This window comes from Bacillus andreraoultii (assembly GCF_001244735.1).
In the GTDB taxonomy this organism is placed as follows: Bacteria; Bacillota; Bacilli; order Bacillales; family Caldibacillaceae; genus Caldifermentibacillus; species Caldifermentibacillus andreraoultii.
The window spans coordinates 2,488,195-2,511,306 of the sequence record NZ_LN868937.1 but is presented as its reverse complement, the minus strand read 5'-3'; the positions used below and the strand labels follow the sequence as shown (position 1 = coordinate 2,511,306).

At 35.1% G+C, this 23,112-nt stretch carries 15 protein-coding genes, 2 pseudogenes and 1 riboswitch; of the genes and pseudogenes, 13 read left to right on the top strand and 4 right to left on the bottom strand.

Annotated features, from left to right (window positions below; genetic code table 11):
* Positions 1 to 81 precede the first annotated feature (81 nt).
* Entirely contained in the window at positions 82 to 1,671 is a 1,590-nt protein-coding gene (locus BN2144_RS17175) for a long-chain-fatty-acid--CoA ligase (RefSeq protein ID WP_033829461.1), read from the bottom strand.
* A 283-nt stretch (positions 1,672 to 1,954) separates the two neighbouring features.
* Between BN2144_RS17175 and BN2144_RS17170 the strand changes: the two genes are divergently transcribed.
* The 3 genes from BN2144_RS17170 (at position 1,955) to guaC (ending at position 5,276) form a co-directional block, all read left to right on the top strand.
* Entirely contained in the window at positions 1,955 to 2,260 is a 306-nt protein-coding gene (locus BN2144_RS17170; protein WP_407638049.1) for a HesB/YadR/YfhF family protein, read from the top strand.
* A gap of 379 nt (positions 2,261 to 2,639) precedes the next feature.
* A complete protein-coding gene (locus BN2144_RS17165; protein ID WP_033829459.1) occupies positions 2,640 to 4,061 on the top strand; it encodes a YfcC family protein in 1,422 nt (473 codons plus the stop codon).
* A gap of 231 nt (positions 4,062 to 4,292) precedes the next feature.
* A complete protein-coding gene (gene guaC, locus BN2144_RS17160; RefSeq protein WP_033829458.1) occupies positions 4,293 to 5,276 on the top strand; it encodes a GMP reductase in 984 nt (327 codons plus the stop codon).
* A 104-nt stretch (positions 5,277 to 5,380) separates the two neighbouring features.
* Here the strand turns inward: guaC and ald are convergent, their stop codons facing one another.
* On the bottom strand, positions 5,381 to 6,499 hold the full coding sequence (gene ald, locus BN2144_RS17155; RefSeq protein WP_033829457.1) for an alanine dehydrogenase: 1,119 nt from the start codon (positions 6,497 to 6,499) through the stop codon (positions 5,381 to 5,383).
* Positions 6,500 to 7,048: 549 nt separating this feature from the next.
* Positions 7,049 to 7,186, top strand: a riboswitch (cyclic di-AMP (ydaO/yuaA leader).
* A 154-nt stretch (positions 7,187 to 7,340) separates the two neighbouring features.
* Between ald and BN2144_RS17150 the strand changes: the two genes are divergently transcribed.
* From BN2144_RS17150 to BN2144_RS17140, 3 genes are all read left to right on the top strand, one after another.
* Complete coding sequence (locus BN2144_RS17150; protein WP_033829456.1) at positions 7,341 to 9,167, top strand: APC family permease; 1,827 nt, start codon at positions 7,341 to 7,343, stop codon at positions 9,165 to 9,167.
* 335 nt (positions 9,168 to 9,502) lie between these two features.
* A complete protein-coding gene (locus BN2144_RS17145; protein ID WP_033829455.1) occupies positions 9,503 to 9,760 on the top strand; it encodes a hypothetical protein in 258 nt (85 codons plus the stop codon).
* A gap of 192 nt (positions 9,761 to 9,952) precedes the next feature.
* Positions 9,953 to 10,753, top strand: a complete 801-nt coding sequence (locus tag BN2144_RS17140; protein WP_033829454.1) for a DUF2268 domain-containing putative Zn-dependent protease — start codon at positions 9,953 to 9,955, stop codon at positions 10,751 to 10,753.
* 270 nt (positions 10,754 to 11,023) lie between these two features.
* On the opposite strand, the gene istB is transcribed toward BN2144_RS17140, so the two are convergent.
* Together istB and istA are read right to left on the bottom strand one after the other, a co-directional pair.
* Positions 11,024 to 11,791 (bottom strand): IS21-like element helper ATPase IstB, encoded by a 768-nt coding sequence (gene istB, locus BN2144_RS17135; protein ID WP_033826781.1) that lies wholly within the window; start codon positions 11,789 to 11,791, stop codon positions 11,024 to 11,026.
* Positions 11,784 to 13,325, bottom strand: a complete 1,542-nt coding sequence (istA, locus tag BN2144_RS17130; RefSeq protein WP_456061792.1) for an IS21 family transposase — start codon at positions 13,323 to 13,325, stop codon at positions 11,784 to 11,786. The genes istB and istA overlap by 8 nt, the downstream gene beginning before the upstream one ends.
* Positions 13,326 to 13,802: 477 nt before the next feature.
* On the opposite strand from istA, the pseudogene ltrA reads away from it, so the two are divergent.
* The 7 genes and pseudogenes from ltrA to BN2144_RS17100 all read left to right on the top strand — a co-directional run bounded on the left by ltrA (position 13,803) and on the right by BN2144_RS17100 (position 23,058).
* Positions 13,803 to 14,669 (top strand): annotated as a pseudogene (gene ltrA, locus BN2144_RS17125) (group II intron reverse transcriptase/maturase).
* Between the two features lie 366 nt (positions 14,670 to 15,035).
* The gene (locus BN2144_RS17120) at positions 15,036 to 15,479 is read left to right on the top strand and encodes a CBO0543 family protein (RefSeq protein WP_042338141.1); all 444 of its coding nucleotides are present in this window, start codon (positions 15,036 to 15,038) and stop codon (positions 15,477 to 15,479) included.
* 164 nt (positions 15,480 to 15,643) lie between these two features.
* On the top strand, positions 15,644 to 16,381 hold the full coding sequence (locus BN2144_RS17115) for a Cof-type HAD-IIB family hydrolase (protein ID WP_082195272.1): 738 nt from the start codon (positions 15,644 to 15,646) through the stop codon (positions 16,379 to 16,381).
* A 536-nt stretch (positions 16,382 to 16,917) separates the two neighbouring features.
* The gene (locus BN2144_RS17110; protein ID WP_050632355.1) at positions 16,918 to 19,104 is read left to right on the top strand and encodes an ATP-dependent helicase; all 2,187 of its coding nucleotides are present in this window, start codon (positions 16,918 to 16,920) and stop codon (positions 19,102 to 19,104) included.
* Between the two features lie 15 nt (positions 19,105 to 19,119).
* A pseudogene (locus tag BN2144_RS21045) lies at positions 19,120 to 19,233 on the top strand (hypothetical protein); the annotation flags it as partial.
* Between the two features lie 626 nt (positions 19,234 to 19,859).
* On the top strand, positions 19,860 to 20,477 hold the full coding sequence (locus BN2144_RS17105) for a TetR/AcrR family transcriptional regulator (RefSeq protein WP_033829452.1): 618 nt from the start codon (positions 19,860 to 19,862) through the stop codon (positions 20,475 to 20,477).
* 79 nt (positions 20,478 to 20,556) lie between these two features.
* On the top strand, positions 20,557 to 23,058 hold the full coding sequence (locus BN2144_RS17100) for a YhgE/Pip domain-containing protein (RefSeq protein ID WP_033829451.1): 2,502 nt from the start codon (positions 20,557 to 20,559) through the stop codon (positions 23,056 to 23,058).
* The last annotated feature ends 54 nt before the right edge of the window (positions 23,059 to 23,112 follow it).

Sequence of the window (23,112 nt, the reverse complement as noted above, 5' to 3'; positions counted from 1 at the left end):
CCGAAAAACTCTCTTTTCGATGAACTCTAGTCTCTTTGGTTGCTTAAGGTACAACCCTTAAGTTTTCTTTAGAAAGTATGATTAATTTACTTTTTTCGCCCCTTGCCAATACATTTGGCGCAATCGATATTTCTGTAATTTTCCTGTTGCGGTTTTTGGTAAAGAATCGACAAACTCAACAGATTTCGGTGCTTTGAAGTGGGCCATGTTATTTCTACAATAATCAATCATTTCTTGTTCCGTTACACGAGCTTCTGGCTGTAAAACAATAATCGCTTTTGGGACTTCTCCCCATTTTTCATCTGGAACTGCAATGACTGCGACCTCAAGTACATCCGGATGTTTATAAATAACTCCTTCGACTTCAGTAGAAGAGACATTTTCCCCACCAGAAATGATAATATCTTTGGCGCGATCACGTATCTCAATATAACCATCTGGATGAGTAACAGCTAAATCGCCAGTATGAAACCAGCCATCAACAATCGCTTCACTCGTTTTATCTTGTTCTTTGTAATAGCCTTTCATAACAACATTTCCACGTGTAATAATTTCACCTAATTCTTCTCCGTTCCAGGCAACTTCTTCTCCGTTTGGACGAATTACTTTTGTTTCGCCGTTAAAAGCTAATTCAATTCCTTGGCGTGCTTTAATAGCTGCTTGATCATCCATCGACTTTTCGTTAAATGCACTTCTCCACTCACAATATAATATAAATGGTGATGTTTCAGTTAATCCATAAACATGGATAATTTGTAAATTTAGTCTCTCCTGTGCTTTTTGAATTAAAGCGGCGGCAGGGGGAGAACCAGCAACAACCATTCTTCGTTTCGTATCGAGTTTTGCCTCTTTTGCTGCAGGATGGTTTACGAGCATATTGACAACGGTTGGAGCACCACATAGTAACGTAATTCCAAGTTCCGCAAATAGATTCAAAATTAATGGTGGATCTATTTTTCGTAAGCAAACATGTGTAGCACCAGCAGCTGTTATGGCCCAAACGCCACCCCAACCGTTTGAGTGGAACATCGGCAATGTATGTAAATACACATCATCATGATTAACGCCTAAATGATACAAAAAATCTGCGGCATTTAAATAATTCCCTCGATGTGTTTGCATAACACCTTTAGGCCGGGAAGTTGTTCCACTTGTGTAGTTTATAGTTAATAATTGCATTTCATCAAATTCTATAGAGGGAAGTTGAACATGGTCCGTATCACCAATAAATTGTTCGTAATCGACGCTTTTTAATGTCGTTTCAAACCCTTTCACAGAGACGATAACGATTTTCTCAACATGAATTTGATTAATAATCTTTTCAATTGATGGGGCAAACTCTGCATCCAATATTAATAATTTTGCATCACTATGGTTAATAATATATTCCATATCTGCTGGAGAAATCCGGTAGTTCAACGGGACCATAACCGCACCTAATTGACAAATACCATAAAAACATTCGAGCATGTAATGTGTGTTTGGTAGCATAACAGCAACATGATCACCCATTTTAATTCCTGCTTGATGAAGTGCTTTTGAGAGCAAATAGGTACGCTCTGCAAACTCTCTGTAAGTGAATCTTTTTTCTCCATCAATCACGGCAACTTTATTAGGATAGTATTTAACAGCTCTTCTTTTCCAATCTAATGGTGTCAACGGTATAAACAATCGTACCAGCTCCTTTGCTAGTTTTAATATTTTGAAATTTTATGTTACTAATAAATATGCATACATGACTAAAAGTATGTTGGCTATTTTCATCGAATTCTAGAAATCTATTAAATGTTTAGAATATTTATCTTTCGGAAAATTTCGGATTATAGAAGTATAACCCACAATATGGAAGATTTTTGTTAATATGGAAATGAAGATGTTTTTTTAAGATGTATCATAGACATAAATTTTTCATTATACGTCACATTAATAATAGGAATAATTACTGATATAAGGAGTGGAACTTTTGAAAATTATCGTAAGTAAAAACGCCCTTGACTGGTTCAAGAATTCAATGGATTTAAAAAAAGGGGATAAAGTGAAGTTTTATAGTCAAATATATGGAAGTAGTCCTGTGCAAAAAGGCTATGCCCTCGGTTTTACAAAAGATAATGAACCAATCGATATGAGAGTACATACAGAAATGGAAGGTATCGATTTTTATGTGGAAGCGACGGATATTTGGTTTTTTGACGGTCATGATTTACATGTAGATTATGACCCGAATGATGATGAATTAAAGTTTGATTATGTTAAAGAATAGTGATGTTGTAATAATGTGAAGGTAATGGAAGATCAGGTTAATGATAATATAATTAATTATTTTTGCATGAAAAGTCTTGTCTACGTAGTGTGGATAAGACTTTTTTAGCGTATAGGAAAGTATAAATTCTCAAATTTCTACTTTCCTATACCCGTAAGCGCACAATAAAGATTTCGGTAGCATTATTTCAAAACTGCAAACTCTCTTTCCGTTCGGGGAACTCTAGTCTCTTTGGTTGCCTAAAGGCTCGAGCTCCGAGTTTTCTTTACTTTTATATCGGCGTATGTTAATGAACGAATCAATTCGTAATTCTTGCGGTGCAACAGTTCGATTTGTATAATGGTGGCGGATTATAAAATATTGACAACGAGGGTTGACCATGAAGATAAAAAACACATCTGATAAAACTGAACATAAAAAAAGGCGTCAACCGGACGCTTATGTTATTTTATTTTCAGTATTATTATTCGCAGCACTATTAACGTATATCATTCCAGCTGGATCTTTTCAACGAGAGACGACAGCTAATGGAGTTTCCATTATTGTACCAAATAGTTTTGATTGGATTGAACAACATCCAACCCATTTTTTTGATATTTTCACTGCAATTCAACAAGGACTAATTGAATCGGCAGATATGATTTTTCTCGTTATTATCATTGGTGGTACTTTTTCTGTTATCGAAAGTACAGGTGCAATAGATTCGTTAATTATGAAGACGATTGAAAGGACAAAGAATAAGGAATGGTTATTGATTGCCATTGTTATTAGTCTTTTATCATTTTTAGGCGGTCTAGGTATTTTAAGCATTTCGGTTATTGCCTTTATTCCAATTGGTATAAGCTTAGCACGTGCGATGAAAATGGATGCAATGGTTGGTGTGGCGATTATGTATTTAGGAGCTTATTCAGGTTTTGCTATCGGTTTTATGGATCCGATTCGGACAGGATTTGCTCAAAAAATTGCCCAAATACCAATTTTTTCTGGCCTTTATTATCGATTACTTATTTACTTTATGATTGTTTTTGTAACGATTTTATATGTTGTTTGGTATGCAAATCGAGTGAAAAAAGATTCAGGAAAGAGTATTTTAGGGGATCATTTATTTCCAAAGGCAGGAGAACAGGAAGGGGATTTCGGGTCAGGAAAGTTAACTATCTCACAAATCGGTGTTTTAATGGTGCTATTAATCGGAATTGGGATTTATATTTATGGCACATTTCAGTGGAAGTGGTCAACGAATGAGCTTGCTGCTGTTTTTATTATGATTGCTATTGGCACAGGGCTTATTGACCGTATGGGAGCAAATGAAATCGTGCAACGGTTTATTCAAGGCTGTAAAAATATTTTTTATGGTGCAGCAATTATCGGCCTAGCAAGAGCAATCGTTATTGTCATGCAAAATGGGTTGATTATTGATACGATTGTTCAAGGCATTTACAAAGTTATCGAGCCATTTTCGAATGTTGCTGGTGCCATTGCACTATTAATTGTCAATGGTTTATTTAATTTTATCGTCTCCTCAGGTACGGCTCATGCGGCAATTATGATGCCGATTATGACTCCGCTAGCTGACTTAATGGATATACCGCGACAAGTAGTCGTCCAAGCTTACACAATGGGCGATGGGTTTACGAATATTATTAATCCTTTATCAGGTACTTTAATGGCGATTTTAGCAATTAGTGGTATATCTTGGACAAAATGGCTTAAATTCGCTGGTCCACTTGTTTTAATTTGGTTTGCGATAGGAATTATTTTTATGATTATTGCGGTACTGATGAATTGGGGGCCGATGTGATATTTCCATACGGAAGAGAAACAATGATGTATCCCGACTTTTCTTACAACAGAACTGAGCAAAAGATCTATCTCCGAACAATTAGATAAACTATTACATATTCATTCGGAAAAAACATCACGAAAATGAAATGTAAACCCTTTGACAGAACGAATAAAATATTGTATAGTTCAAATGGCGAACGATTATTAGGTAGATAAATATTATTATTCGTAAATAGAGGTGTTTATAATGGAAAATGTATTTGATTATGAAGATATTCAGCTTATTCCAGCAAAATGTATTGTGAAAAGTAGGAAGGAATGTGATACGACGATTGAATTTGGTGGCCGTACATTTCGGTTACCTGTTGTTCCTGCGAATATGCAAACAATAATTGATGAAAAAATTGCACTCTATTTAGCTGAGAATGGCTATTTTTATATTATGCATCGTTTTCATCCAGAAAAACGGATTGATTTTATAAAAGATATGCAATCCCGTGGCCTATATGCTTCAATAAGTGTAGGTGTTAAAGACGATGAATATGAATTTATTAAACAACTAGCTGCAGAAGAACTTATTCCAGAATATATTACGATTGACATTGCCCATGGTCATTCTGATTTTGTTATTAAAATGATTAAACATATTAAAAAACATCTACCAAAAAGTTTTGTTATTGCTGGAAATGTTGGAACACCAGAGGCAGTTAGAGAACTAGAACATGTCGGAGCTGATGCAACAAAAGTTGGAATCGGACCTGGTAAAGTTTGTATTACAAAGATTAAAACTGGTTTTGGTACAGGAGGATGGCAATTAGCTGCCCTTCGCTGGTGTGCAAAAGCTGCAACAAAGCCAATCATTGCTGATGGAGGTATTCGGACTCACGGGGATATTGCGAAATCCATTCGTTTCGGGGCATCAATGGTTATGATTGGATCTTTATTTGCTGGACACGAAGAATCCCCTGGTGAAACGAAAATCATTGATGGGAAAATGTACAAAGAATATTTTGGATCTGCATCGGAATTTCAAAAAGGAGAAAGACGTAATGTCGAAGGAAAAAAGATGTGGGTTGAATATAAGGGCAAACTACAAGATACATTAACAGAAATGGAAGAAGATCTCCAATCATCAATCTCTTATGCGGGTGGTAATAAATTAAGTGCTCTTCGTAATGTTGATTATGTCGTTGTGAAAAATTCAATTTTTAATGGTGATAAAATTTACTAAAGTACATTTACTATATGAAAAATAGGGGGCGTGGGTTCGTATCCTTACCCCCTAATAAATAGAGAAGACCTATACATTCCCATGAAAAAAATACACAATCGATTTTAGTCTATCAAAGCTTCTTCTACAGGTATATACGTGTAACCTAAATCATTGGCAACAGCTTTAAAAGTTATCCTTCCATTGCAAACATTGACTGCCGATTTTAATGCTTCATTTTGTAAAATAGCTTCCCTTAGTCCTTTATTAGCTAATTGAACAGCATAGGGAATGGTCACATTTGTTAATCCGAAAGTTGCTGTTCGTGGGACGGCACCTGGAATATTTGAAACGGCGTAATGGATGACACCGTGTTTAATAAAAATAGGATCATCATGAGTAGTAGCTTCGTTGATTGTTTCAAAGTTCCCGCCTTGGTCAATGGCAACATCGACAATGACCGATCCTGGTTGCATCGATTCTATCATTTCTTCAGTAACAAGTTTCGGTGCCTTTGCTCCAGGAATGAGAACTGAACCAATAACTAAATCAGAATCACGGACAGATTCTGCAATATTAAATGGGTTCGACATTAATGTTTGAACACGACTACCGAAGATGTCTTCTAACTGCCGTAACCGAATGGCATTGACATCTATGATTGTAACTTCCGCACCAAAACCGAGCGCAATTTTTGCTGCATTTGTTCCGACAACTCCTCCACCAATGACCGTCACTTTTCCTCGTTTCACACCAGGAATTCCACTTAGTAGAATCCCTTTTCCGCCTTCAGATTTCTCTAAATATTGAGCCCCGATTTGAACGGCCATTCGACCTGCTACTTCACTCATTGGAGTCAATAGTGGTAACTGGTTTCCAACTGTTAACGTTTCGTAAGCAAGAGCTGTTACCTTATTCTTAACTAATGCTTTAGCTAATTCCGGTTCTGCTGCTAAATGTAAATATGTAAACAAGATCAAATCTGGACGGAAATATTGATATTCGGAAGGTAATGGTTCTTTGACCTTTAGGATTAAATCAGATTTTTCCCAAACATCGGCTGCGTTTTCTAAAATTTGAGCACCAGCTTGACTATATTCTTTATTTGTAATCGAGCTAGGAATTCCTGCATTTTTCTCAATTAAAACAGTATGACCTGCACGACTTAGTTGAACAACGCCTGCGGGTGTAATAGCGACACGGTTTTCATTGTTTTTAATTTCTTTTGGTATTCCAATAATCATTTTATCAGCCCCCTTATTAAGTTACTTTCCACTCTAAGTAAATATTCATTGATAAAAAACAGGACGTACTTAAATGTATGAGTTTTATATTTTATTTAGTAGTAGTCTCCCTCCTTCTAAAGTGAGGGATGATATTTCCCGATAATTATACTTTATATTGTTTTTATTAGTAAGACAACAAGTATTTAGAAAATATCTTTAATTCAATTTCAATTTATTATTATTAAAAATACAATCCAATAATATTTGGTTTCATCAGGTTATACAATTATCGTTTAAGATTGGGGGAATAAAGACAGGATTTTTTCCTATCTTTACCAAATATTGCATTTATCTATTGGCTAGTGAGAAGCGGTTCTCAATCTAAAACACTTATATTTCGTTAAAAAAGATTGCTGAGTGAGAACAAGGACTTGCTACAGAGAATAATGACTGCCATTTAGCCTATGGTTTAATGAAAGATTCGTCATAAAAAAATCACAAAGAGGGGATATTTTTCTTTTAATTTATATTTACATTCGAATAAAAAGAGAGTAATATAACTTCTGTTTCATTTAGTCGCTGAAACAATTATGTACGGGGGAACCAAATTGAATTGTAAAAATTCAGGGGTGAATCCTTTTTAGGTAGGGCTATTCAATATCCCGAATCCGGCAGCTAACCTCGTAAGCGTCATTGAAAGGGATGGTGGAAGTGTGAAATATCAATAAATCATGTCTACAATAAATTTGTCCTATTGTAGACATTTTTATTTTATGATAATTGGATGAAAATAAATGTTTTCTTTAACATGTTTTTGGGGATTTTATTGAAATGCAATCGTTTTGAGAAGGTGTGATCATTGGTAAATACAGTAAAAAAGCTACTTATAGGAAAACCGTTAAAATCAACAGAATTAGGTGAACAAAAACTTACTAAAACTAAGGCATTAGCCATTCTTTCTTCAGATGCCTTAAGTTCTGTTGCGTATGGACCGGAACAAGTTCTAATTGTACTTGTAACTTTAGGTGCGACTGCTCTTTGGTATTCGCTTCCAATTGCAGTTGGCATACTTATTTTATTAACTGCACTTATTTTATCTTATCGACAAATCATTTTTGCCTATCCACATGGTGGTGGAGCTTATATGGTATCCAGAGAAAATCTAGGTCCTAATTTTGGCCTTGTTGCAGGGGGTTCATTACTTGTTGATTATATATTAACAGTGGCGGTAAGTGTCTCTGCAGGTGCAGATGCAGTTGCATCAGCTTTTCCATTTTTACATGAGCATAAAGTCTTCATTGCGATTTGTTTTGTGCTGCTAATTACGTTACTAAATCTACGTGGGATTACAGAATCAGCTACTGTGTTATCCTATCCTGTTTATTTATTTGCTATTGCTTTGCTTATTTTGATTGGTGTAGGTGTGACGAATATAATGACAGGTGAGGTCCCGACTTATAAACATACTCCGGTTGGTACACCCGTTGCTGGTATTTCTCTATTTTTAATTTTAAAAGCTTTTGCATCAGGAAGTTCTGCACTGACTGGAGTCGAGGCAATATCGAATGCCATACCAAATTTCCGTGATCCAGCTCCCAAAAATGCTGCAAAAACGCTGGCGGCGATGGGTCTCATTTTAGCATTTTTATTTTCAGGGATTACCTTTTTAGCATATTATTATGGAATTGCACCAAGTAGTAAAGAGACCGTTGTTTCTCAAATTGCTTCTCAAACTTTCGGAAGGAATCCGATGTACTTTTTTATCCAAGGAACGACTGCACTAATTTTAGTGCTCGCAGCAAATACTGGTTATTCGGCATTTCCTTTACTTGCCGTAAATCTCGCTAAAGACAAATATTTACCAAGAATGTTTAACAATCGTGGCGATCGATTAGTTTATTCCAATGGTATTGTAACACTTGCTGTTGCAGCTATTATTTTAATTATCGTTTTTCAAGGGAATACGGAAAACTTAATTCCATTGTATGCGGTCGGTGTGTTTATTCCATTTACATTGTCTCAAACAGGAATGATGTTGAAATGGATAAGAGAAATGCCAACAAATTGGTTACCAAAATTTATTATTAATACAGTTGGTGCATTGATTTGTTTTGTTGTTACCCTTATGTTTTTTATAACAAAATTGGCTCAAGTATGGCCGGTATTTATCTTTTTACCAATTACAGTTATTATTTTTCACCAAATTAGAAAACACTATTTGGCAGTAGGCGAACAATTACGAATTAATGAAGCAGTAGAAGATGCACCAATTAATGGAAATGTTGTTGTCGTTCCAGTAGCAGGACTTACAACCGTCGTTGATGCATCGATGAAATACGTACGCTCACTATCACCTGATCAAGTAATTGCCGTGTATGTGGGGTTTGACCGTGAAAGTATCGTCCAATTTGAAAAGAAATGGAAAGAACGCTATCCAGACGTACGAATTGTAACTTTATATTCTTATTACCGAAGCATTATTGGACCACTTTCTAAATTTATTGATCTTATTAACCATAAAGCAAGTGTAGAAAATTACAGTGTAACGGTGATTATTCCACAGTTTATACCGAAAAAAGGTTGGCACTATTTCTTGCATAATCAGTCTAGTCTAATGATTCGCGAATTTCTCTTACACCGGAAAAATGTTGTTGTAAGTACGGTTCCATTCCATTTAAAGAAATAACTATTCCTTACTATGACGCAGGTGACCTATTCCCAAGTGGGGGATAGGTCTTTTTTAGCTAATAGGAAAGTAAAAATCTTCCAATTTCTACTTTCTAATACGTATATGCGCAAAAGGTAGGCTCTAGCAGCTACATCAAAGCTGAAAAACTCGCTTTCTTTTTGGCAAACTCTATACTATTTGGTTGCTTGGAGGCTCTAGCGTCTTGAGCTTTCTTTAATGAAAAAAATAACAATGAAGAATAAAATCCATTCTTGTCCTAATCCATTTGTCCAATACAAACAGGGACCCTTACCATAAGATGAATTATATGATAAAAATATGGGGGTGTCGTTTTGTCAGCACATTATTATTCATTATGTAACAGATATCGAGGGAGAGCGGTACAAATACGTACTCGTGATGGACGATTGCATAGAGGTATAATTGTGGATGTAAAACGTAATAGGGTTTTTATCCGCCCACTTGGTAGACTAAGAAATTTTGGAGGATTTGGTTACGGCTATTATGGTTTTGGAGGATCTGGATTTTTATATGGACTAGCGTTAGGCGCAATTGTATCATTGGTGGCTATTCCATTCTTTTTCTGGTAAATGTTTTATAAAAGGGATGATAAATATATCTAATATTTGAATTGTTTATGTAACATATCAACTGACGTCATAAAAATATAATTTATGATTATTCCGATGAACTGTTATTTTGACCGTTTGCCTTAGAAAATGCATATCATATATCGAATTCCTAAAAGTATATAAAATTATTTACGTGGGGAGACATATGATATGGCAGTAATACGAACAGACTTATGGCTTGAGGAACATGATGAAAATCCATCAGAAATCTTCACTAAACTTGAAAGTTATTTTCCAAATGCATCAGCAGTAGAAATTGCAAGTTACTTAACATGGCATGGTATGTTTCGTGAGCCAATAAATAATCAAGATAAAATGATCAAACAATTTAAAGAAAGAAAAGATTTTTGGCAGTTGATACAAAAGGAAGAACAAATACTCATGAAACTATGGGATGGACCAAATATTCCCATCTTTATATTTCCAGCTGACAGAAAGAATCCAAAAATAATGAAAGAACAAAATGGAAAATCAGGTATTGCTTTTAAGGATAAATTATTTTTATTCCTAGCCAATGACAATAGCAATAGTGAAATTAAGGCATTATTTACACATGAGTATAACCATGTTTGTCGTTTAGCCCATTACGACAAAAAGGAAGAAGAGTTTGTACTACTTGATACGATTATTCTTGAAGGTTTAGCGGAAAATGCAGTTCGAGAATTAAGAGGGGAAGAGGATTTAGCCAAATGGACGTCATACTATACAAGTGAACAGTTAAAGCGAATGTGGTGGCGTTATATATTCCCTAGTAGAGATATTCCGAAATCACACCGGAAACATAATGAACTTCTTTATGGGCTACGCCTATTACCAAAGAAGTTGGGTTATGCAGTAGGATATTATTTAGTAAAAGAATATATTGATCAGAATCATGTAAGGAGTACAGATCTGTTATCACTTCCGTCTGAAACGATTGCACAAATTGATAAACGTTTGATTCTAAATTAATAAGCTTTCTAAAAAACCCGACGTTTTGTTCGGGTTTTATATTTGAGCGCGCCCAGCAAGCCGTTAATTGCTAGTTGGTGAAAGTCCAACCTGAGTAAGTGCTAAGACGCTCAGTATCTGACAGGCAGCTGGTGGAGAAATCAATCCTAAGGTTGAAGCTCTCTGACAAAGTAACTCAAAGTTGAGTGCGAGCAACCTAGCAGGTCGTAACATAAAGTGAATCCTGCCACCTCTTGTATTTCGCAAGTGAAAAGTGAGCCATTTCGCAATTTAATTTTGAGCCACCTCGAATTTATTTAAATTCATCCAAGCCTTTGTTTCTTTCATTCTAAAAGATGGCCCATTCATATTAATAACATGTGACTTATGTGTAAGCCGATCCGTTAAGGCAGCTGTTAAAACTGGATCATGAAAGATTTCTTGCCATTTTAAAAATGGTAAATTGCTTGTAATGATTGTAGACTTTCTCCCTGCACGTAATGATAAATGCGTAAATAATAGTTCTGCTCCTTCTTTATCAAATGAGATATATCCAAGTTCATCAATGATTACTAAATCATATCTTTCAAATTTCAATTCAAATGAGCGAAGAGTTCTTTCAGATTTGTATTCTTTAAGTTGATTAATTAGAGATGGTACTGTCGCAAAGAAGACTTTATATCCAGCTAAACAGGCTTCTATACCGAGTGCTATAGAAATGTGCGACTTCCCCGTACCGGGTGAACCTGTAAAAATCACATTTTGTCCTTCTTCAATAAACTTTAACGTTTTTAAATAAGGTAACTTTTGTCGGGCCTGATCAGGTAAAGAACTTTCAACTAATTCTTCCAATAATTTTTTCTGTGGGAAATTGGCTGTACGTATTCGATTCTGTTTCGACCGTATCAGTCGGTCGCTATGTTCTTGATGAAGCACCTGAAGTAACACTTCAAATGCCTCATCCGGTTTTTTGAAATTACTTTCATCATTGACCATCCTTCGAATACTAGGCAAACGCAATTCCTTACACAGCTCAATAATCTCTTGCCTTTTATCCATATAAGATATCTCCTTCTTCAGATTGATCAAACATATCTGCGTAGGCTTTTAGATTTCTTTCTGACTGTTTCATGATGTCGTCCTTGTTCTCATCAGTTAACTTGTCAGTATTGGTTTGCTCACAGATGAATTGTATTCTTTCTGTAGTGACAAAACCAAAGCGAATATTATTTAGTTTCTCAATAGCTTCTAACACTTGCCCTAAATTATCTTTTTCTTGAATATATAAAAGTAACTCTATGAAGTCTTTTTCATTTCCTGTATAATAATTGGTGTATATCATTTTAATTTCATCCGGTGCCTGCTTCAAACATTCACTTTGAGCTATGGCACCTTTTTTCTTTTCAAAGGTTTTTAGATAGTGATAAATATTCATTTCCCACTGATGTAAGCCCCAATTCCGTTTGTGTTCTGCTACAAGCTCCCCATCGATAAATAGTTTGATTTTTTCAGCTCCTACTTTTGCTTTAATAAATTTCCCAACATGTCCTTCTGGCACAGAATAATGATTCTGTTTTATGACAACTGTACTATACTTATCCACCCGACATTCTATTAACTCTGCAACGTCAAAAGGAGTTATTGCTGGCTTGGATACAGACCTTTCGTGTTCCATTAATTCAATGTGTTTTAATAAATGCTGGTGATGTAACTGCTGGTTGATTCTTATTAGTACCCTTGTCAAATGTTCCTCTGCCTCTTTTAAACTTGTAAATTTATAATTTGATGAAAATGCCTTTCTACGAATGTACTCTACACTACGTTCAACGTGGCCTTTTTCATTTCCCTTTCTTGGTTCACATAGTCGAATTTTAAACCCATAATAATCTGAAATATTTTTCATACCGTCGGTGATTTCCCTTTCTGATCCTATGAACGATTTAACCACAGTCCTCATATTGTCATAGGTAAATACCGTAGGGATAAAACCAATGTGTTCAATAAATAAGGAATGGATGTCTAAAACACAAACCATGGTTTCAGACTCATAGATTTTCGCAAATCGATAATTACTATGTGCTAAAGTGAAAACCGCTAGGGAATAGCTTCTTAATTTTCCATTCACCTCGATTTTAATTTCTCCCCAATCAAATTCCACTTCATAACCAGGTTCGCAATTTCTACGTATGAATACCTCGTTTTTCTTTGCTAGCTCCGTGTTTACAAAATTACGTACTGTGGTATAACTAATTTCACACCCTTCCTCTATCAACTTTTCATGCATATCAATGATTTTCATTTGTTGTTTACCTAAATTATTCTCTCTTTTCCACTCATTTTCTTTTATATATCCTCGAATTTTCTCGATAATTTCATCACTTAATACTCTTTTCCTACCAACTCTTTTTGTGTAAGTTGGTGGTTTTATAATCTCCTCTGGTATTGGTAAATTTCGAACATCCGTTAACTTACTATTTTCGAACTCCTTTATATATTTTTTTACTGTATTTCTAGATTTTTTCAATTCTTTTGCAATCTTCCTCTGACTTTTTCCCTCCAAATGCATCTTTATTATTTGTTGTTTCACATTCAAAGTAATCACCTCTGATACTCCCCCTAACAATAATGTCAGGGTTATTTTCTATCAAAAGTGGCTCACTTTTCAATTAATAAGGTGGCTCAGTTTTAGATTAACATATACAACCTCTTCAATTACAACCCTCGTTGAGGATAAAGGGAAGTTGAGCTTGGTTGATATGGGCGAAAACCATGGACGGTGTGAAGAACTTGGATTCAGCACCTAGGAATCCCTCGGGGTATGGGGGAGCGACATGTTAGGAAAGTAGTTAACGGAACTGGGGATGCCCTCCTCGGTCACTTTCCAAAGAAAGTAAAACAGAAACCTATAAGCGCAAGTGAAGTGGTGAATGGGCTGAGAGGGAGTCGGAGTGGGTCATAGTACCGATGATGACAATGACAACACAACATTGTCTAGGGAAGGACGGCAAAAGCCAATACCCTACTTCGTTCATATGTTCAAAGGAGGTAAGAGTCAGTGAATGTCAAGAAAATGGTTAACTACACCAATCATGTAAAAGCTCAAGAACTCTGGAAAACATTATACCTTTGTGCCAAGGAAGGAAAGACACGTCGATTTCATGCCTTATACGATAAGATTTATCGACCTGATATCTTGTGGGAAGCATGGCAAAGAGTAAAAAGAAAGCGAAGAAGTGGTGGGGTAGACTATCAGACGCTGGAGGATATTGAGTCCTATGGCGAGAAAAGATTTCTTAATGAGATCTATCTGGAGTTAAAGGAAAATCGATATCACCCTCGTCCTGTTCTACGCACGTACATTCCGAAAGAAGATGGAAAGAAACGTTCATTGGGAATCCCAACCATCAAGGATAGGGTTGTACAAATGGCAACAAAGTTGGTCATAGAACCTATCTTTGAAGCTGACTTTAAAGATTGTTCTTATGGTTTCCGTCCTAAAAGGAAGGCACATCAAGCCATAGCGAAAATCAGAAAAGAGAGTAAGAAAAGTTATTGGGTATAAGACGTCGATATTCAAGGTTACTTTGACAACATTAACCATGATAAATTAATGAAACTTGTAGAGCAGCGAATTAGTGACCGCAAAGTGCTGATATTGATTCGTAAGTGGCTACTAGCAGGAATCATGGAAGAAGGAAAAGTAAGGAATTCTCTCCTGGGGGCTCCTCAAGGTGGCGTGATTTCGCCTTTACTTTCGAACATATATTTGAATGTAATGGATTCCCTCTTGGAAAAGAAATTCAGCCTTCTAGGTTCCCTTATACGTGATGCGGATGACTTTGTTATCTTGTGCAGGACAAAGCCAGAAGCGCTAGAAAGTATACGAGTAATCCAAGCAATCATGGGTAAACTTGATCTCTCACTACATATAGGATAATTGCGATATATCACTTTTTCAATTAGGTTAATGAAATATCCGGCAACAATCATAATTTATTTATATATTTCCAATTCGTTCGTTTATAAAAAAAGCGCGGCTACATAGGTATGTGGGTAGGGATTTACGGTATAAGTCAACAGATTCACGAATAAAGTCAGGCGCTCCCTGAGTAAGGGATGAACTTATTGATTTAAGGATAAACTTAAATCAATAAGTTCATGGTTGGAGTTTTCTTTGGTCAAAAAAATTTAAATTTTAGGGTATGGGCTTGTTCCATACGATTTAACATAATTTTAAGGATGATATTTTGTTCCATATTAAGTGTTTAAATATAGAAAAAACTTTCTAGGAGAGGTCATATGTATGGCTTTGTTAATAATCACCGTCATTTTCTCGCTTGGTGCGATTGTATTTGTTAGAAAACAGATAACTTTACTAGAGATGTATACGACATCACTGTTTGCAACTATATTTGCTACATTAGGCGATTTATACTTAGATGTAAAATTAAATTGGTACGGTTTTTTTCGTCCTGGTGTCGATTGGAAATACATACCAATATTATTAGTTGTTTATCCAGCATTTAATATTGTATATTTAAATTTATTTCCTTTTGGAAAATCCTTGCTAAAGAAAGCCATTTATATTCTCATCATTTCCTTTATTACAACGGGATTTGAATACATTGCAATGTTAACAGAAGTTTTTTATCATAAGCAATGGAAGCTGTCTTATTCATTCATTAGCTATTTCATCATTTATTTTCTTCTTTATTGGAATCTCCTTTTTATTCGAAGGTTACAATAGGTTCATCATTCGCTGTTTTAACCGTGTTTTCTAGTAAAACGAATAGTTAGGCTGCCCGTTCGCTTGAAAATATAGCTATCGAACTTGTCGATTTGAATTCATCAATAAACGAAAGCAACTATTTTTTAATATGGTACAATGAAGGCAAAGAAAGGATGATAAGGATGCATAAGGATATTCGACTGATTGCCTTAGACATGGATGGCACTTTATTAAATCAAAATCATGAAATTTCATCTGAAAATAAAAAAGCAATCGAAAATGCAAAGGCAGATGGAATTGAAGTTGTTATTAGTACGGGTAGACCGTATAAACATATTGAACAGTATATAGATGAACTCAATCTAGACTCCTATTTTGTAACCATTAATGGTGGAGAAGTTTGGGATGGAGCTGGGAATTTACTTGAGCGTCATTTATTGGCAACAGAACATGTTGGGTTAATGTGGAACTTAGTAAATACATATAAAACAGATTATTGGGCGATTACGACTACTGGGCTTTACCATAATAATTATCCGGAAAATCGAAAAATAGATCGTGATGAATGGGTGAAATTTGGCTTTGAAATTGCTGATGACCATATCCGAAATACAATACAACTAGAATTGAAGAAACATAACCTAGAAGTAACGAATTCAAGCCCAACAAATTTAGAAGTAAACCCAGCTGGTATAAATAAAGGGAGTGCACTGGAAGGAATTTGTAAGAGAATGAACTTGTCAATGGAGCAGGTCATGGCCATTGGCGATAGTTTAAATGATCTTGCTATGATACAAAAGGCTGGGATTGGTGTTGCTATGGGTAATGCTCAAGAAACGATAAAAAAAGCAGCGGACTGGACAACTACAACGAATTTGGATGACGGAGTAGCTAAAGCCATTTATCGGATTTTACGTTAAATGCATGTTTATCTAAGATACGCTGTTAGAATTAAAACGCGTTGACACGAAATTACGATCTCCTTAATAAAGTGATAAGTAAATGGGAGCATGATTCAATGTTTCAAGTCTAAGATTTATAGGGGTTGTCGAATTATTAAACGGATTGGCTTACCAAAAAGTTTTCTCCACTAATCACTTTGATACTAGGACTCTTGTTTGATTAATGCTAGGCTTATTAGCAAGTGGTTACTATAGTGGGACAAGAAATATTGTAGAAGAAACTCGGCAGAAAGAATTTCCTCAGCAAAAACGGGACACGATTCAATTCATTATAATGAAGAGAAAGTAATCAATAATATTCGTCCATTGAATAAAGAAGAATCATGGTGTAATAATGAAAGCGAATATAATAAACATTTGAGGCATGTTCTAAAGAAAATATAGGACATGCCTTTCGTACTATACACAACTTAGAGGCTATTTTCTTTGTTCTATCTTATGTTAAAATAATAACATTGAGTTGAGACGGAAAGGTGCTTTGCATGGAGGAACAAATGATAAATCATAATAAAATTACGAACCAAGAGGAAATGAAACGAAAACATTATCATCCATTTCCGACAGGTGCAAAAGTAAAAGAGATACATAAGGCCAACTTGGCAAGTAGTGAAACGACGGAAGAACTCGTTAAAAACGATGAAATCGATGCCTTCTATTTTCGTTCTTTAGAAAACCGTGGGATTAAACTGAATAAGTCACAATTACAAGCCATACGTCATTTCGAGGGTCCCGCACTTGTTTTAGCAGGAGCAGGTAGTGGAAAGACACGGGTACTTACGTCACGAGTAGGATATTTAATTATGTGTCAGCAAGTTCATCCAAATCAAATTTTATTATTAACATTTACAAAAAAAGCCGCCGATGAAATGAAAGAAAGATTATCGACGTTACCTGGTCTTTCTCGGAATATGACGAAAAATGTTTTAACAGGTACATACCATTCGATTTTTCTTCAAATATTACGGAGTCAAGGGGATGGAAGGAAAATCTTAAGTAACGAGAAACATAAACATACGATTTTGAAAATTATAATGAAGGAAATGAATCTATCTGATACTTACGAGCCGGAGACGATTCTCGCAATACTTTCAGACTATAAAAATAAAATGATGACTGTTCACGAATTACCAGAATCATCACCCATTGAAAAAGAAGTGAAATCTATACTATTAAAATACGAACAGAGGAAAACAGAAAATAATTATATGGACTTTGATGATATTCTTCTCGATTCCTATCAACTATTAAAACGGAATTCAGCAATACTGCATGCGCTGCAAATCCGTTTTCGTTTTATTTTATGCGATGAGTGGCAAGATACAAACCCTATTCAATACGAACTTATAAAAATGTTAGCAGCACCCGAAAATAATCTGTTTGTTGTTGGGGATGACGATCAAACAATTTTCGAATTTAATGGTGCAGATTCGTCTATCATTTTAAATTTCAGTCAACATTTTCAAGGAACGAAGACGTATTTTCTCAATATTAATTACCGTTCAACAACGACGATAGTTGGATTGGCGAATGCAATCATTTCATTTAATAAAAACCGTTATAGCAAAAGGCTAGATGGAACTGTTGAAGGTGAGAAATGTCCGTATTTTATTCGACCAACTTCTGCTGATGTAGAGGCAAAAATAATTGTAGATCATATTTTGAGTGATGTTCAGAACGGAAAAAGAAATTTTAAAGATTTTGCCATCTTATACCGTAATAACAGTAATAACCGGGCTATTTTTGACGAACTCGTATTACGTGGAATTCCATTTGTTACGTATGGAAATTCGAACACTTTTTATGAACTTTCACTAATTAAGTCAGTTATTGATCATATGCGTTTATCGATAGATGGTAGAAATTTAGAGGCGGCTAAAGGGGTGTTACCAAGTTTATATCTTAATCGAGAGAAAGCTGGTTTATTTATTGAAGAAGAGGAATTGTTTAAGTCAGAAAAAAATGTGTTAAATCATGTATTACGCTTTCCTCATTTAAAAACTTTTCAAAAAAACCAAATTAAAGAACGAATTCAACTGATTGAAGGACTAAAAGAAAAAAAGCCGATTAAAGCAATTAAGGCAATCAGAAATGTATATGACAAATATATGGAAACAGATGAACGGAAGAACGTTACGGTTCATAAAGAAATTATGCGAGAAATGCTGTCTGAGCTTGAGGCATCTGCGAAACGATTTGAAACAATTCATGACTTTCTTCTTTTTGTGGATGGGATTATTGAGAAAAAGACCCAAATGGAAGAGTGGCGGAATGACCAAGGAGCTAATGTAATAAAGCTCATGACGATTCATAAGGCAAAGGGTTTGGAGTTTCCAGTTGTTTTTGTTATTGCAGCTTCAGATTCAATATTACCTCATAGATCGGCAATTGAAGCGGAAGTCCGTGAAGATCTTATTTTTAAAGGGGAAAAAAAGCTGGAACTTGCTATTGAAGAAGAGAGGAGGTTAATGTATGTTGCTGTGAGCCGTGCGCAAGAAGAACTTTATATTAGTTCACCGTCTGAATATCGTGGTGAAAAAGTACCCGTATCACGTTTCCTCGTTGAAGCATTTACTGACTCAAACGAGCCAAATTCCTCAATCTGGGAACGTACAGTTAATGAGAAAACTAATCGAAGAATAAAAAAGAAGGAAAAGCGACTTGTTGAATCATCTCTTGTTTAGGATTGTACTAACCCGAAATGCCAAGCATGGATACGCATTTCATCATACGAAGATTCCGTTTTAGAAGAAAAGTTATGTCCAATTTGTCACGATAAAATGAAACAGCATATTAAAGATATTTATAAATAATTCATTCCAACCCGATAGATTTACTAAATACTGGGGTATGGGTTAAGTCGAAAAAGTTGTTATGAATCCTGATGGTGCAGGTATAGAAAAAGTAATGATGAAAAACAAGTTCTTAAGGTGTGTTAATGGGTAAACTTGTAGATTCAGAACAAAATATAGGTCGTGTCGCCGTTTTCTTATCATCTGAAGATTGTAATAAATGACTGGTCAATGATGCATTACGAGTAGGGTTGATCTATTAGTCTCTTCTTAAAGGGGAGGGAATATTTTTATGATTAAAAAGTATAGAGTTTTGATTGATAAATCTTAGAAGTAAAATAATGAGAGACAAAGGGAATGAAAAAAATCCTACTTATTTTATTAAGTTTATGATGTGCATGTTCGAATAATACAAATCAAACAATTAATAATAAGGAAAGTCCTTAGAAAAGGGTTTATTGATATTCATATTTTTCATTTGAAAATAGTGGAATAACAACGAGTTCTAACTAGATGAATGCCGTTTCCAAAAAAAAATCAAAAAAAGAACTTTTCTCTCTTGACTTTATAAAAGAATAGTATTAAATTAAATACTGTACTAATTGACCTAAACGTTCATTTGGTCAGAACATAGGTGGTGAGAAAAGGTGGCGGTAAATCGGAAAGAGCAAATTGTAGAAGCTGCATCAAAATCGTTTGCTATGTTTGGTTATAAAGCAACATCTATGGATCAAATAGCAAAATTAGCAAATGTTGGGAAAGGAACTATTTACACTTTCTTTAAAAACAAAGAAGAACTATTGCATTTCATCATGGAAGAATTGATAAAAGAGATGAAGACAGCTGCAGAGGAAACGTTTGAGGAAAATGTCACATTTCAAAAGAATGTTCATCGTGCAATCTACAAAATGCTCGAGTATCGACTAAAACATCAGTTAGCTATTAAGCTTTTTGAAGAGGGTAAAATTGGAACTCCAGAGGTCGTTGATGCATTACAATTTTTTGAGGAAGGAATTATCAACTATATTGCAAATATTTTACAAAAGGCAATTGACTCTGGTGATATCCGTCAATGTAACCCAAGAATTACCGCTTTTGTAATCCTTAAAATTTATGTTGCACTAATATTTGACTGGGAAATGAATAACCCGTCATTATCTAAAGAAGAATTAGCAAAACTACTAGATCTGTACATTTTTAAAGGCATTTCTGTTGACGACTGTTACGTCGAATCCACAAACACGGGGAAACTAGGATTGTCATAACGATGATAGTCCTAAAATTTTCTTACTAAATGACTAAAATACTAGAATGGTCAATCGGTAACAAAGGAGGTCATATTCCTTGAACAGTTTTAAATTGTTTGGAAAAGAAATCCAACAAATAATCAAGGATAAGAAATTATTAATACCAATTATTGCAATTTTGTTTATTCCACTTATATATGGTGGGATGTTTCTATGGTCCTTTAAAGATCCATATGCAAAAATGAGCGAACTACCAGTTGCAGTAGTTAACTTAGATAAAGGCGCAACAATGGATGATAAAGAATTACAAGTAGGTAAAGATTTAGTTGATAATTTAAAGGATAATCGTTCCTTTAACTTCCAATTTGTTTCAAAAAAGAAAGCAATGAACGGTTTAGAGAATTTAACTTATTATATGGTTATTGAAATACCAGAGGATTTTTCAGAAAATGCAACAACATTATTAGATGATTCTCCTAAAAAGTTACAATTGAAATACATTCCAAATGACAGTTATAACTTTCTTGCGAGTCAAATTGGAGAGACTGCCGTAGAAAAAATTCAAACAGCAGTTGCAAACGAAGTATCGAAAACATATGCAGAAACCATGTTTGATACAGCAATGGAAATGGCTGATGGTTTTAAAACGGCTAGTGATGGTACCGATAAGTTAAATAATGGTGCAATTGATCTTAAAAATGGTTCTCAAGAATTAAAAGTAAACTTACAAACATTGGCTGAAAAATCAATTGAATTTGACAAAGGTGTTAAAACAGCAGGAGATGGCAGTAAAGAATTAGCCAGTGGTGCGGGCGACCTTTCAAGCGGCCTTGGTCAGTTAAATAATGCAGGTAGCAAGCTATATTCAGCATCACAAGAGGTGAAAGCAGGTACAGATGCTTTAGCTTCTGGTATAAATCAAGCGGGCGCGGGAATATCCGAAATGAACGGGAAATTGCCACAACTCGTAGATGGTACTGGTCAAGTAATGAACGGATTAAATCAACTACAAAAACAACTACCAGAACAATTGGCTGCAGGGTTAAGTAGCCAGTTGACAGGTAAAGATAGTTCATTAATGGCAGGAATTAACCAAGTGAATCAGCAAATTAATAGTGGTTTAACAAAAAAATTAGCCCCACAATTATCTGAGCAGTTAGCAAAAGGTGCTGCAGCTGGGATATCTGAAAAAATTGCTAACCAAATGGAAGCAACGCAAGCTCAACAGATGGCACTATTAAAACAGTCTCTATCTGAAAAATTAGGTCCAGAATTAACGAATCAAATTTTAGCAGAGATGGCAAAAGGCAGTCCATCACCATCAAAAGAGGAAATTCAAGCGAGCCTGAATAGTACGATTTATAATTCACTAAAACCGTCATTCTCAGAAGGAATTAATCAAGGTATTAGTGAAACGACAAAATCAATCGATGCCGGATTTAAACAATTGCAAACAGGCATTAGTCAACAACTTACAAAAGACAAATTAGAAGCACAAATAAGTAGTGCAATTAAAAAACCTATGAGCCAACTTACAGGTGGCCTTCAACAAGTACAAGAAGGTCAAAAGACTCTTCAAAAAGGTGTTGGTCAGTTAGCTCAAGGCGCTGGAGCATTACAAAATGGAGTAAATCAACTTCAAAATGGTCAACAACAATATGTATCTAACTTTGGTTTATTTACTCAAAAATTAGGTGAAGCACATGCTGGATCTAACAAATTAGCTACTGGTGCTAACCAATTAAATTCAGGTATGGGTCAATTAGCTGACGGTTCGAGTCAACTAAGTGATGGTGCAGGTAAACTTGCAGATGGATCTGTGAAATTAGCAGACGGTACGGATGAGCTACAATCCGGAACAAATGAACTCAATGAAAAACTAGGTAAAGCAGCTGATGAAGCAAGTTCAGTTAAGGCAACGAATGACACATATGATATGATGGCAAGTCCAGTAGAACTTAATACGAAGCATGTAAATAAAGTACCAAATTACGGTACTGGATTTGCACCATACTTTATTTCATTAGGGTTGTTCGTCGGAGCTTTACTTCTAACAATTATTTTCCCATTAGTTGATTCAGCGGGAATTCCACGTAATGGATTCAGTTGGTATGCTAGTAAATTTGGTGTCATGGCATTGGTTGGCATCATCCAAGCATTATTAATCGGAACAATCGTTTTATATGGCTTGGATATAGAGGTACAAAGTGTTCCACTATTTTACTTGTTTAATATTATTACAAGTTTAACATTCATTACACTTATTCAATTCTTAGTCACAATCGGCGGCAATCCTGGACGTTTCGTGGCAATTTTAATCTTGATTCTGCAGTTAACATCAAGCGCAGGTACATTTCCATTGGAAGTTATACCGAAAGCAGTACAATTCTTTAACCCATTACTTCCAATGACGTATAGTGTAAAAGGATTTAAAGCAGTCATTTCAAGTGGAGACTACAGTTACATGTGGCAAAATGCTGGTATTTTATTTGCATATATTTTTGCAGCAATCTTATTAACTCTTGGTTATTTTGTTTGGAAATATAATAAACAATATCGTCATCAGGAAACTGAACAAAGTCATAATCTTGCTGTATAATGATAGCTTTTGAAGAAAGCCTTCCTTTAAGAACAATGAGTTCTTTAGAGGAAG